At 69.1% G+C, this 11,693-nt stretch carries 12 protein-coding genes; 8 read left to right on the forward strand and 4 right to left on the reverse strand.

Annotated elements, in window-relative coordinates:
* Window positions 1–77 precede the first annotated feature (77 nt).
* The 4 genes from flgH to flgF are packed head-to-tail and all read right to left on the reverse strand — an operon-like array spanning window position 78 to window position 3,484.
* Entirely contained in the window at window positions 78–824 is a 747-nt protein-coding gene (gene flgH, locus MGN01_RS00975; protein ID WP_147044700.1) for a flagellar basal body L-ring protein FlgH, read from the reverse strand.
* 35 nt (window positions 825–859) lie between these two features.
* Complete coding sequence (flgA, locus tag MGN01_RS00980; RefSeq protein ID WP_147044701.1) at window positions 860–1,912, reverse strand: flagellar basal body P-ring formation chaperone FlgA; 1,053 nt, start codon at window positions 1,910–1,912, stop codon at window positions 860–862.
* A gap of 14 nt (window positions 1,913–1,926) precedes the next feature.
* The gene (flgG, locus tag MGN01_RS00985) at window positions 1,927–2,718 is read right to left on the reverse strand and encodes a flagellar basal-body rod protein FlgG (RefSeq protein WP_147044702.1); all 792 of its coding nucleotides are present in this window, start codon (window positions 2,716–2,718) and stop codon (window positions 1,927–1,929) included.
* Window positions 2,719–2,743: 25 nt separating this feature from the next.
* On the reverse strand, window positions 2,744–3,484 hold the full coding sequence (flgF, locus tag MGN01_RS00990) for a flagellar basal-body rod protein FlgF (RefSeq protein ID WP_147044703.1): 741 nt from the start codon (window positions 3,482–3,484) through the stop codon (window positions 2,744–2,746).
* A 273-nt stretch (window positions 3,485–3,757) separates the two neighbouring features.
* Between flgF and fliL the strand changes: the two genes are divergently transcribed.
* The 8 genes from fliL to MGN01_RS01030 all read left to right on the forward strand — a co-directional run bounded on the left by fliL (window position 3,758) and on the right by MGN01_RS01030 (window position 11,578).
* Window positions 3,758–4,303 (forward strand): flagellar basal body-associated protein FliL, encoded by a 546-nt coding sequence (fliL, locus tag MGN01_RS00995; RefSeq protein ID WP_147044704.1) that lies wholly within the window; start codon window positions 3,758–3,760, stop codon window positions 4,301–4,303.
* Between the two features lie 35 nt (window positions 4,304–4,338).
* The gene (gene fliM / locus MGN01_RS01000) at window positions 4,339–5,550 is read left to right on the forward strand and encodes a flagellar motor switch protein FliM (protein ID WP_147044705.1); all 1,212 of its coding nucleotides are present in this window, start codon (window positions 4,339–4,341) and stop codon (window positions 5,548–5,550) included.
* A gap of 6 nt (window positions 5,551–5,556) precedes the next feature.
* Window positions 5,557–6,039 carry a DUF6468 domain-containing protein gene (locus MGN01_RS01005; protein ID WP_147044706.1) on the forward strand — a complete coding sequence of 161 codons (483 nt, stop codon included), beginning with the start codon at window positions 5,557–5,559 and terminating at the stop codon, window positions 6,037–6,039.
* Complete coding sequence (locus tag MGN01_RS01010) at window positions 6,036–6,887, forward strand: MotE family protein (RefSeq protein ID WP_147044707.1); 852 nt, start codon at window positions 6,036–6,038, stop codon at window positions 6,885–6,887. The genes MGN01_RS01005 and MGN01_RS01010 overlap by 4 nt, the downstream gene beginning before the upstream one ends.
* Window positions 6,888–7,106: 219 nt before the next feature.
* Window positions 7,107–8,150, forward strand: a complete 1,044-nt coding sequence (gene nadA / locus MGN01_RS01015; RefSeq protein ID WP_238257670.1) for a quinolinate synthase NadA — start codon at window positions 7,107–7,109, stop codon at window positions 8,148–8,150.
* A gap of 4 nt (window positions 8,151–8,154) precedes the next feature.
* Complete coding sequence (locus tag MGN01_RS01020; protein ID WP_147044709.1) at window positions 8,155–9,708, forward strand: L-aspartate oxidase; 1,554 nt, start codon at window positions 8,155–8,157, stop codon at window positions 9,706–9,708.
* Entirely contained in the window at window positions 9,701–10,561 is an 861-nt protein-coding gene (gene nadC, locus MGN01_RS01025; RefSeq protein ID WP_147044710.1) for a carboxylating nicotinate-nucleotide diphosphorylase, read from the forward strand. The genes MGN01_RS01020 and nadC overlap by 8 nt, the downstream gene beginning before the upstream one ends.
* Window positions 10,562–10,939: 378 nt before the next feature.
* Complete coding sequence (locus MGN01_RS01030) at window positions 10,940–11,578, forward strand: L,D-transpeptidase (RefSeq protein ID WP_147044711.1); 639 nt, start codon at window positions 10,940–10,942, stop codon at window positions 11,576–11,578.
* The last annotated feature ends 115 nt before the right edge of the window (window positions 11,579–11,693 follow it).

Genomic DNA, 11,693 nt, shown 5'->3' on the forward strand with positions numbered 1-11,693 from the left:
CCGCGAGCTTCCCCTTCTCGCCGCATGCGAGGATTGGGGCTCACGACTGATTTGCTCGATCCGGAACCAGTGCTTCGTCAGAACGGCAGCAGCACGTCGACGAGTTGCTGGCCGTAGCGAGGCTGCTGCACGTCGGTGATCTGGCCGCGGCCGCCATAGGCGATCCGGGCCTGTGCGATCTTCGTGGAATCGATCGTGTTGTCGGACTCGATGTCCTCCGGCCGCACGACGCCGGCGACGATGAGCTCGCGCACCTCGAAGTTGATCCGGATCTCCTGCTTGCCCTCGATCACGAGGTTCCCGTTCGGCAGGACTTGCGTGACGATGCCGGCGACGTTCGTCGTCACCGTCTCGGCGCGCTGGACCGAGCCCGCGCCGTCGCTCGACGAGGTCGAGGTGGCGTTCAGGAGCTTGTCGGCGCTGATGCCGGCCGCGGCCACACCGGCGGCCTTCTCGAGGCCGAAGGCGTTGGGCAGGCCGAAGCCCTCGGCATTGGCGCGGCTGCGCTTGGTCTCGTTGTTGAGGTTGGCCTTGTCGGTGACGTTGACCTTCACGGTCAGGATGTCGCCGATCCGGGCGGCGCGCTGATCCTTGAAGAAGGCGCGCGAGCCGGTGCGCCACAGGGAGTTCGGCGCGTAGGAGACGGGCTGCACGTCCGGCATCGGCAGGCGCACCGGCTTGTAGCCGGGCTGCGCAGTCGGGTCCTCGATCGCCGTCAGGCGCGGCTGGGCGCCGATCTGCGAGAGCCGGTCGGCCGTGTTGCAGGCACCGAGGCCGGCGCAGCTGATCGCCAGCGCGAGGAGGTGGGGAGCGCGGAGGGTCATGGCAAAGGGGCCGCTCTGACGAGACAGGGACGGGTTCAGTTGATGCGGGGAGCGGTCACCGCGCTCGCCTGCACGATGGGCTGCGAGCGGGTCGGGCTCACCGAGACGCGGCCGGGACCGATCACCGTGGCCTGGAGCGTCTTCTTGGACGCCGGGTTGGTCACGGAGACGCTGGCGCCGAGCCGGCCGGTCTCGTTGGCAATGCCGGTCATGGACAGCGAGACGCCGGGCATCTCGAAGACGATGGCGACGGCGTCGCCGCGCTGGACGAGGTCCGGCGGTGCCACGTCGCCGGCCCGCAACACGGCGCTGGCGCTGAGCGAGCGCTGCGCGACCTGGCCTATGACGGAGGCGCCGTTGCCGAGCGCGTCGCCGCCGAGCGCGTCGCGGGGACGCCGCTCCAGGGCAATGTCGCCCTGCGTGATCGCCTCGCCCCGGTTGAGGGAGCGGGTCAGCACCGCGACCTCGCGGGTCTCGTAGACTTGGCCGGTGACACGCAGCGAAGCCTGGCGTTCGCCGAGGACGATCAGGCCGGCGATCCGGTGCGAGCGCGCATCGTAGGTGACGTCGACGGCGTTGGCCTGCCCGTCGAGGCTGAGCGGCGCGAGCAGGAGCGCCTCTCCATCGAGGCGGACCGAGAGGTTGCCGGCGTCGAGGCCCATCGTCGTGGCGAGCGCCCGCTTGAGCGCGGCCTCGATCTCCGGCGGCCCGATGCGGCGGGCCGCGCGCTGAACCTGGATCTGGCTGCGGCCGCCGGTATCGACGTTGCCGAGATCGAGCCGGTCCAACGCCTCGGCGATGCGCCGGGTCTGGATGGTGCCCGAGGTCCCGAGAGCGGGCGCGCGGAACAGCGGCCGCGCACTGAGGGCGGACGGTGCGTTCTCGACGAGGTCGCCGAGGGTCAGGACGTCGCCTTTGGCCGTGATGTCGCCGCGCAGGCGCAGCGTGTCGGCGCGGGCCAGCGAGGGCAGGGCGAGCGAGGCCGCGACCAGGGCCGAGAGGGCGAGCACGGCGCGGAGGATCATCCCCGGGGTGGGGATGAGCGTGCTGTGCGAGGAGGGTTGGCTGATCTGCTTCAAGGGCTGCATCGGGATCAAAGCCTCTAGCCGCGGAACATCTGCGAGGTGGTGGAGAGCATCTGGTCGGCTGCCGTGACGACCTTCGAGTTCATCTCGTAGGCGCGCTGCGCGGCGATCAGAGACGAGATCTCGGTGACGGCGTTGACGTTCGCCTCTTCGAGGTAGCTCTGCTGCAGGTTGCCGAAGCCCTCGGAGCCGGGCAGGCCGGTGATGGGCGGGCCGGAGGCCGCGGTTTCCTTGAACAGGTTGTCACCGACCGATTCGAGGCCGACCTTGTTGACGAAGCGCGCGAGCTGGATCTGGCCGAGCGTCTGCGGGGCTGTCTGGCCGGGCAGGGTCGCCTGGACCGTACCGGTGGCCGAGATCGTCACCGAGGTCGCGGTGTTCGGCACGGTGATCGAGGGGTCGAGCAGGTAGCCGTCACGGCTGACGAGGTTGCCCTGCGCGTCGAGGTCGAACGAGCCGTCGCGGGTGTAGTTGTAGGTTCCGTCCGGCATGCGGATGCGGAACAGGCCCTCGCCGCGGATGGCGACGTCGTAGTCCTTCTCCGTTGAGGTCAGGGTGCCCTGGCCCATGGCGCGCGCCGTCGAGGTGGTCTTCACGCCCGAGCCGAGGGCGAGTCCCGCCGGCAGGATGGTGTTCTGATCCGAGGTCGAGGAGCCGGCGCGGCGCAGGTTCTGGTAGAGCAGATCCTGGAAATGCACCTGCTGGCGCTTGTAGCCGGTGGTGCGCAAGTTCGCGATGTTGTTCGAGATGACCTGGACGTTGAGTTCCTGGGCCGCCATGCCGGTGGCGGCGGAGTAGAGGGCGCGCATCGCGTGGGCTCCTTCGCGCTATCGTTCAGGCGACGTCGGCGAGACGGCGGATCGCCGTGCCGCGCAGGTCGTCGAGGCGGGAGATGATGCTCGAGACCGTCGTGTAGGTGCGGTTCACATCCATCAGCCGGGTCATCTCGAGCACCGGCTTGACGTTGGAGCGCTCCAGCGCGCCGGGCTCCACGCGGCCGTCGAGGCCGGCGGCCCGGGGCTGCTCGGTCGAGGAATAGACGTTGGCGCCCTCGTTCTTGAGGGCGCCTGGATTCTTGAAGGTCACGAGCCTGATGCGCCCGCGCACGCCGAGATTAGTCGAGACCGTGCCGTCCGGCGCGATGGCGAGGCCGGTCTCCTGCTGGCTGATGGTGATCGGGCCGCCGTCGCCTTGCACGGTGTAGCCGTCCGAGTTCACCAGGGTGCCCTTGGCGTCGATCTCGAAGGCGCCGTTCCGGGTGAAGCGGTCGCCGGCCGGGGTCCTCACCACGAGGAAGGCATCGCCGCGCACGGCGACGTGCATCGGGTTGCCATCGGGCTCGATCGGCCCCTGGCTCAGGTCGAGCGGCGTGCCCTGGTCGACGACGTAGGAGACGCGGCGGTCGGAGCCCATGAAGCTGTCGGCCGAGGCCGTCGGCATCAGGTATTCCTCGAAGCGGGCGCTGCGGGCCTTGAAGCCGGTGGTCGAGACGTTCGCCATGTTGTTGGCGATCACGTCGAGCTCGCGGGCGAGCGCCACCTGGGACGAGACACCGACGAAGAGCGCGTTCTGCATGGACTTCAGGCCCCAAACCGACGAGCGGTACGGGTCAGTCTCCGCAGGTGTCGTGCCAAGTGAGATTTTCTCGTTTTTCCTTTGACGCTTAGATGGTTAACGCGCCGGCAGGTCCGCTGGGGCTCCCTGCGCAGCCTGCCGTCGGCAAGTCCGACTCGGCAGATTTTGCCGCACTTAATCGCGCGTTAACCACGATCGGCAAAAGCTCGGCTTCAGAGGGTCGCGCATCGCGGTCCACGTCTCGTCACGCGGTGCGGTTCAGGAGCGTCCGGCATGGCCAAGAAGCCCAAGAAGGCGCCCGAAAGCGAAGAAGGCGCCGCCGCGGCCCCGAAATCCAAGAAGAAGCTCGTCATCATCGCCGCGGCCGCCGTGCTGCTGATCGGCGGCGGTGCCGGCGGCTACTTCATGATGAAGAAGCCAGCCGCGGCGGCGCAGGGCGAGCAGGCCGACGCCCACGGCGCGCCTGCGGCCGAGGGTGGGGGCCACGGCGCGGGTGGGCCGAAAATGGGCGTCGCCTTCCTGGAAGTGCGCGACCTCGTCGTGAACCTGACCCCGGAGCCCGGCCAGCAGAAGGGCGGATACCTCAAGCTCAAGGTGGCGCTCGAACTCAAGAACGGCCTGGTCGAGCAGGAGGTGAAGCCGCTGCTGCCGCGCGTCGAGGACACCTTCCAGACCTACATGCGCGAGCTGCGCGCCAGCGACATCGCCGGCTCGGCCGGCCTCTACCGCCTCCGTGAAGAGCTCCTGCGGCGCGTCAACGTCGCGATCCACCCGGCCAAGGCCGAGGCGGTGCTCTTCAAGGATGTCGTCGTCCAGTAACCGGCCCAGACGCCAGAGTAGCGATCGACACGACGATGGCCGACGAACCCGTGGAAGACGATTGGGCGGCAGCGCTCATCGAGCAGAACGAGAATGGCGGCGGCGATTCCTCGCTGGCCGAGGAATGGGGTGCGGCCCTCGCCGAGCAGGGCACGACCAACAATACGGGCGACGTCGCCGCCGAATGGGCGACGATGATCGAGGACGGGGAGACCGAGAACCTCCCCGAACTCGCCGGCAACGACCGCATCCTCGTCCAGGACGAGATCGACGCGGTGCTCGGCTTCTCCCTGCGCGAGCTGTCGGCCTCGGGCGCCGGCGGCGTGCGCGCCATCGTGGATTCGGGCGTCGTCCAGTACGAACGCCTGCCGATGCTCGAAATCGTCTTCGACCGGATGATCCGGTTGCTGTCGACGAGCCTGCGCAACTTCTTCCAGGACAACGTCGAAGTCTCCCTCGACGGCATCACCTCGGTCCGTTTCGGCGACTATCTCAACGCGATCCCGCTGCCGACGCTGCTCGGCGTGTTCAAGGCGGATACCTGGGAGAATTCGGGCCTCGTCACCGTCGAGCAGACGCTGGCCTACTCGACCCTCGACCTGCTGCTCGGCGGCAAGCGCGGCGGTTCGGCGACGCGCCTCGACGGCCGCCCCTTTACCACCATCGAGATGAGCCTGGTCCGGCGCCTCGTCGAGATCATCCTGACCGACCTCGAAGCCTCGTTCCAGCCGCTCTCGCCGGTGCGGTTCTCCATCGACCGGATCGAGACCAATCCGCGCTTCGCCACGATCACCCGGCCGGCCAATGCCGCGATCCTGATCAACCTGAAGCTCGACATGGACGGCCGCGGCGGCGGCCTTCAGATCCTGTTCCCCTACGCGACCATCGAGCCGATCCGTGAACTGCTCATGCAGAGCTTCATGGGCGAGAAGCTCGGCCGCGACCACGTCTGGGAAAGCCATCTCGCCACCGAGATCTGGCAGGCCGATGTCGGCATGGAGGCAGTCCTTCACGAGATGACGATGCCGCTGCGCAAGGTGATGGCGCTGAAGGTCGGCGACACCATCATGTTCGAGCAGAAGGCCTCCGACCTGATCACCGTCCGCTGCGGCGACTGGGCGCTGACGCAGGGCCGGATTGGGCGGATCGACGACAACATCGCCGTTCAGGTGGCGCGCCCGCTGCGCCGGTCCCGCACGACGCTCCAGGCCTTCGAGGCCGCCACCTCCAACCGAACCGACGGCTGATTGGTCATGTCGCTCTTCATCACCCTCGCCGCCGATGCCCTGGTCGCCGTTCTGCTGGTGGCGACGATCCTCACCTCCGTGAAGCTGTCGCGCCGCATCACCGCGATGAAGACCGATGAATCGGCCATGCGCCGGACCATCGGCGATCTCGTCACCGCCAGCGCAGCGGCCGAGCGCGCCTTCGCCGGCCTGCGCGCCACCCTCGACGAGTGCGACCGCGGCCTGAGCGAGCGGCTCGACGCTGCGGAGCGCTCCTCGGCGCAGCTCGCGGCCCATGTCCAGGCCGGTGAGGGTGTGATCGCCCGTATCGGTGCCATCGTGTCCCAGGCCGGCCGCCCGACCGCCCGCCGCGACGCCGAGCCGGCCACGGTTGGTCAGCCGGTTCCGATGCGGCAGGTCTCCGCCAGCGAACGGCTCGACGTGGCGCTCGCGGCCGCTCAGGCCATGTCCGAACGGGCCCTCGACCGGCTCCGGGCCAAGGCCGCATGAGCACGAAGACGGCGCCAGCCAAAGCGCAGCCCGCAAAGGCCAAGCCTCGCCGCCGGCTCGCGGTCCTGGCGCAGCTGCCGGCGAGACCGTTTCGCCTGCGCCTGATCGATGCCGTCACCCTGGCAGCGGTCGGGCTTCTCGTGTTGAAGCTGACCGCGCTCGTCGGCGACGGCGCCTCGACCGCCCCACCGCCGCCCGGCACGCCTCTGCCCGAATTCGCCCGCGCCATCGCCAAGGCCCGCACTGGCTACGAGCTGCCGGACCCGACCACCACGGGCTCGGTGACGCCGAAGGAGACGCCGGCGGAATCCGCAAAGCCGGCCGAGCCGGCCGTCTATCAGCCGGTGATGAAGGAGCCGGTCTCGCCGACCGAGCGCGCCATCCTCGAGAAGCTCGCGACCCGCCGCGACACCCTCAAGCAGCGCGCCGACGAGCTCGACCTTCGCGAAAAGATGCTTGGCGAGGCGGAGAAGAAGCTTGAGACCGGCGTCAATGGCCTGCAACAGGCCGAGGACAAGGCCGATCTGAACGGCACGAAGAAAGCCGAGGCCGAGCGCGCCGGCCTCAAGAGCATCGTCACCATGTACGAGACGATGAAGCCGAAGGATGCCGCCCGCGTGTTCGACCGGCTCGGCCTCGACGTGCTGGTACCGATCGTGCTGGCGATGAACCCCCGCAAGATGGCCGAGGTCCTCGCGGTGATGGGCGCCGAGCCGGCGGAGAAGCTGACCGTGGCCCTGGCCAATCGCGCCCGCGGTATCGACATGATGCCGACGCAGCAGGCGAGCGCCAGCGGCCTTCCGGCGAATGAGCTGCCCGCCCTCGATCCGGGGCCGCCTGCGCGCTGAGGCCGGAAGACTTTGCTTCTCTCCCCTTGCGGGGAGAGGCAGCCCGCATCCCCATCGATCGGATCAGTGCCGTTTGCGACGCTGGCCAGCATTGCTGCGCCGCATCGGAGGTTTGCGTCGCAAAAACGATATGCTCAGTTCCAGCATATCTGGACAAGCCCTGGAGCCGCGCCTAACTTAGGCGGCACAATGCTCATTTTGAGCATAAAGGAACGTGCCATGGCAGCGACCTCAGCCCTGCGGAGGGATGCCCGCTTCGACGGTCTGCCGCTTCCCGATGTCTACGCTCGCGTCAGCCGGCATATCCCGGCCATCGAGTGGCCAGCGCTCGCTCCCGACGTCGAGGCGATTCTGCGGCTGAAGCGCGAACGCAACGCCGTGATCCTGGCTCATAACTACCAGGCGCCCGAGATCTTCCACACGGTGTCCGACATCGTCGGCGACAGCCTGGCGCTCGCCCGCGAGGCCGTGACGGTTGATGCCGACGTCATCGTGCTGGCCGGTGTGCACTTCATGGCCGAGACGGCCAAGATCCTGAACCCGGAAAAGACCGTTCTGATCCCGGATATGGGCGCCGGTTGCTCGCTCGCCGACTCGATTACGGCCGAGGACGTGCGCGCACTCAAGCGCAAATATCCCGGCGTTCCGGTGGTGACCTACGTCAACACCTCCGCCGCGGTGAAGGCGGAGTCGGACGTCTGCTGCACCTCCGGCAACGCCGCCGACGTCGTGCGGGCACTCGGCGTGCCGCGTGTGCTGATGATCCCGGACGAGTTCCTGGCCCGCAACGTTCAGCAGCAGGTGCCCGAGGTCGAGATGCTGACCTGGGCCGGTCACTGCGAGGTCCACGAGCGCTTCACGCCCGACGACATCGCGGCCGTGCGCGACAGCTATCCCGGCATCACCGTCATCGCCCATCCGGAATGCCCGCCGGAGGTGGTGGAGGCCTCCGACTTCTCGGGGTCCACCGCGATGATGATGAACTACGTCACCTCTAAGCGCCCGAGCCAGGTCGTGCTCGTGACCGAGTGCTCGATGGCCGACAACATCGCCGTGGCGAACCCGGACATCGAGTTCATCAAGCCCTGCAACATGTGTCCGCACATGAAGCGGATGTCGCTCGCCAACATCCGGCGCGCGCTGGAGACGATGACCCACGAGGTCACGGTCGAGCCGGCGCTCGCCGATCGTGCGCGGATGGCCGTCGAGCGCATGCTCGCAGTCAAGCCGACCCCCGTCGTCTCGCCCGTCCCGAAGTCCTGACGCCATGAGCATCGTCTCGCGCAGCCCCGCCGACCGCGTGATCGTCGTCGGTGCGGGCGTCGCCGGGCTGGCCACGGCCCTGCGCCTGGTACCCCGGCCGGTGACGCTCGTCACCGCTTCGCCCCTCGGCGACGGCACGGCCACGGGCTGGGCCCAGGGCGGGATCGCCGCCGCGATCGGGCCCGACGACGCTCCGGTCCTGCACGCCGCCGACACCGAGGCAGCCGGCGCCGGGCTGACCGAGCCGGACGTCGCGCTCGCCGTCGCCGGTGCGGCGCCCGGCCTGATCGATTGGCTCGTCGAGATCGGCGTGGGCTTCGACCGTGACGCCGATGGCTGCCTCGCCCTCGGGCTGGAGGCCGCGCATAGCCGCCGCCGGATCGTGCGCGGGCGCGGCGATTCCACCGGTGCCACTGTCCTCGAAGGGCTGGTGAAGGCAGCGCGCGCGACGCCATCGATCGAAGTCCTCGTCGCCGAGGCGAAGGCCTTGATGCAGGACGCGAACGGCGCGGTCTGCGGCCTCGTTTGCGAGAGCGACGGCGCGTCCTTTCGTCTGCCGGCCCGCGCCGTGGTGCTTGCCACCGGCGGTGTCGGCAGCCTCTACGCGGCGACCACCAACCCGCGCGGCGCGACTGGCAGCGGGCTGCTGCTCGCGGCGCGGGCCGGTGCGACCCTGCGCGACCTCGAATTCGTGCAGTTCCACCCCACCGCCATCGATGCCGGCGCCGACCCGATGCCGCTCGCGACCGAAGCCCTGCGCGGCGAGGGGGCGGCTCTGATCGACGGGGCCGGTGAGCGCGTGATGGCCGGGATCCGCGGCGGCGATCTCGCCCCGCGCGATGTCGTCGCCCGTGCGATCTTCCAGGCACGGGCGAGCGGCCGCGAGGTGTTTCTCGACACGCGCGGCGATCTTGGCCGGTCGATGGCGCGGCGCTTCCCCACCGTGGCCGGTCTCTGCGCCGGGCTCGGCATCGATCCGGCGGCCCAGCCGATCCCGGTTCGGCCCGCCGCGCACTACCACATGGGCGGCGTGCTCGTGGATGCCGAGGGCCGCACCGACGTCCCGGGCCTCTGGGCCTGCGGCGAGGTCGCCTCGACCGGCCTGCACGGCGCGAACCGCCTCGCCAGCAACTCGCTGCTCGAAGCCCTCGCCTTTTCCGGGCCGATCGCAGCCTCGATCGAGGCCGCGCCACCCGCCTCGCTGATCGGTGAGGCGACCATGCCCGCGCGGCACCGCAGCGATGGCGGCCGGGCGCTGCCGGAGGTACGCGCCCTCATGGAACGCCGTGTCGGCGTCGTGCGCGACGCGGCGGGCCTGCGCGCGGCCATCCTCCGTCTGCGCGCGCTCGCGGAGACCGGTTCGGATGCCGCGCTCACCGGCCTGATGATCGCCGTCTGTGCCCTGTCGCGGCAGGAGAGCCGTGGGGGGCACTGGCGCAACGACTTCTCGGGGCAGGCAGCCCGTACCCACACGCTGACGACCCTTGCGGACTGCCTCCGCGCCGCCGAGCGGATCGCGGCTGACCAGACCCTGGCGGAAAGCCTGACCGATGCCTGACGCCACGCTGCTTCCGCTGCCCCGGCTCCTGGTGGAGCCGATCGTGCGGGCGGCCCTGCTGGAGGATCTCGGCCGGGCCGGCGACATCACCACGGACGCGATCGTACCTGCGACGGATCGGCTCTCGGGCGTCATCGCCTCCCGCCAGGATGGCGTGATCGCCGGGGTCGACACGGCGGCGATCGCCTTTGGCCTGATCGATCCGGCAGTCTCGGTCACCGTCGAGCGCGGCGACGGCGCCCATGTCGCGCCGGGCGACACCGTGATCCGCCTCGACGGGCCGGCGCGGGCCATTCTCACGGCCGAGCGCGTCGCCCTGAACCTGCTCTGCCGGCTCTCGGGTGTCGCCACCGCGACCGCAGCGCTCGTCGAGGCGGCCCGTCCGCACGGTCACGCCAAGATCGTCTGCACCCGCAAGACCACGCCGGGTCTGCGCGCTCTGGAGAAGCATGCGGTCAGGGCTGGCGGCGGCTCCAACCACCGCTTCGGTCTCGATGACGCAGTGCTGATCAAGGACAACCACGTCGCAGTGGCCGGCGGCATCGTCCCCGCGATCGAGCGCGCCCGCGCCCATACCGGTCACCTCGTGAAGATCGAGATCGAGGTCGATACCCTGGCCCAGCTCGAACAGGCGCTCTCGGTTGGGGCCGATGCCGTGCTTCTCGACAACATGACGCCCGAGACGCTGGCCGAGGCGGTGCGCCTCGTCGACGGCCGCGCCATCACCGAGGCATCGGGCCGGATCAACCGCGACACCGTCGGTGCGGTGGCAGCCTCCGGTGTCGACCTGATCTCCGTGGGCTGGATCACGCACAGCGCCGCGATCATCGACCTGGGGCTCGACGCGGCCTGAGTCCGTTCAGAATCGCTCGGCTGGGTTCATGCGCCTCTTCCCATGGACCGCAGCCCAGCCGTTGCTCTGAAAGAGGCAGACGATATCCCGCGGACAACCTGTCGTGGTTCGAGCGTGCAATTTTGCCACAATGCGGCAGTGCACACCAATTTCCTGAATCGCGCCAAGCCCTTGTAAACACAGGCCGCAGCGTGGCCCGGTATGGCCAAGCTGCCACCGTGTTGCCACACGGTCACGACGGCCGAGGAAGCGCGAAACGCGCCTGAATTGAGCTTGGCTTTAACGCATGGCGGTTTAGGTCTGGGCACCGATCCGTACGGTTGCGTGCGGCGGTTATCCACCAAGTTTCCAAACGTCTGCCTGCCACGAGAGGCTCTTATGCGCCGTTTCGTCACCGCCCTCGCGGGCCTTGCCTGCGCATCCATCGCACTGGCGGCGCCCGCCTCCGCCTATGAGATCGACCCGCTGACCCGCCAGCCATTGAGCGATGTGCTGACGGTGCGTGTGCGCCCGCAGAATGCGTCGCTGCCGGCCGTCGATCCGCTCGAGCAGGCTGCCACCACCCCGCAGGCCGCCGCGATCCAGAAGGAGATCGTCGCCTATAACGGGCCCTACAGCCCCGGCACGATCGTGGTCTCGACCGCCGAGCGCCGCCTGTACCTGATCATGGGTGGCGGCGAGGCGATGCGCTACGGCATCGGTGTCGGCCGTCCGGGCTTCACCTGGGGCGGCACCCAGAGCATCACCATGAAGAGGGAATGGCCGGATTGGCGTCCGCCGGCCGAGATGCTGAAGCGCCGTCCCGACCTGCCGCGCTACATGAAGGGCGGCATCGAGAACCCGCTCGGCGCCCGCGCCATGTATCTCGGCAACTCGATCTACCGCATCCACGGCTCGAACGAGCCGGAGACGATCGGCACCGCCGTGTCCTCGGGCTGCATCCGCATGACCAACGAGGACGTCTCGGACCTCTACACCCGGGTCAAGGTCGGCACGCGAGTCATCGTCCAGCGCTGAGCGCTCCAGCAATTCTGATCAACCGAAGGGCCGGCGGAAACGCTGGCCCTTTCGTTTTGCGTCCATTCGGACACGGGCGGCGATCTGTTTCGGCCATCTGGCGTATGCGCCTCAC

This window comes from Methylobacterium gnaphalii (assembly GCF_007992215.1).
Taxonomy (GTDB): Bacteria; Pseudomonadota; Alphaproteobacteria; order Rhizobiales; family Beijerinckiaceae; genus Methylobacterium; species Methylobacterium gnaphalii.

Excerpts from the sequence above, each read along its gene's own strand:
- fliM (WP_147044705.1), top strand. The coding sequence starts at position 4,339 with ATGGCCGACGAACCCGTGGAAGACGATTGGGCGGCAGCGCTCATCGAG.
- flgA (WP_147044701.1), bottom strand. The coding sequence starts at position 1,912 with ATGCAGCCCTTGAAGCAGATCAGCCAACCCTCCTCGCACAGCACGCTC.
- flgF (WP_147044703.1), bottom strand. The coding sequence starts at position 3,484 with ATGCAGAACGCGCTCTTCGTCGGTGTCTCGTCCCAGGTGGCGCTCGCC.
- flgG (WP_147044702.1), bottom strand. The coding sequence starts at position 2,718 with ATGCGCGCCCTCTACTCCGCCGCCACCGGCATGGCGGCCCAGGAACTC.
- nadA (WP_238257670.1), top strand. The coding sequence starts at position 7,107 with ATGGCAGCGACCTCAGCCCTGCGGAGGGATGCCCGCTTCGACGGTCTG.
- fliL (WP_147044704.1), top strand. The coding sequence starts at position 3,758 with ATGGCCAAGAAGCCCAAGAAGGCGCCCGAAAGCGAAGAAGGCGCCGCC.
- MGN01_RS01005 (WP_147044706.1), top strand. The coding sequence starts at position 5,557 with ATGTCGCTCTTCATCACCCTCGCCGCCGATGCCCTGGTCGCCGTTCTG.
- MGN01_RS01030 (WP_147044711.1), top strand. The coding sequence starts at position 10,940 with ATGCGCCGTTTCGTCACCGCCCTCGCGGGCCTTGCCTGCGCATCCATC.
- MGN01_RS01010 (WP_147044707.1), top strand. The coding sequence starts at position 6,036 with ATGAGCACGAAGACGGCGCCAGCCAAAGCGCAGCCCGCAAAGGCCAAG.
- MGN01_RS01020 (WP_147044709.1), top strand. The coding sequence starts at position 8,155 with ATGAGCATCGTCTCGCGCAGCCCCGCCGACCGCGTGATCGTCGTCGGT.
- flgH (WP_147044700.1), bottom strand. The coding sequence starts at position 824 with ATGACCCTCCGCGCTCCCCACCTCCTCGCGCTGGCGATCAGCTGCGCC.
- nadC (WP_147044710.1), top strand. The coding sequence starts at position 9,701 with ATGCCTGACGCCACGCTGCTTCCGCTGCCCCGGCTCCTGGTGGAGCCG.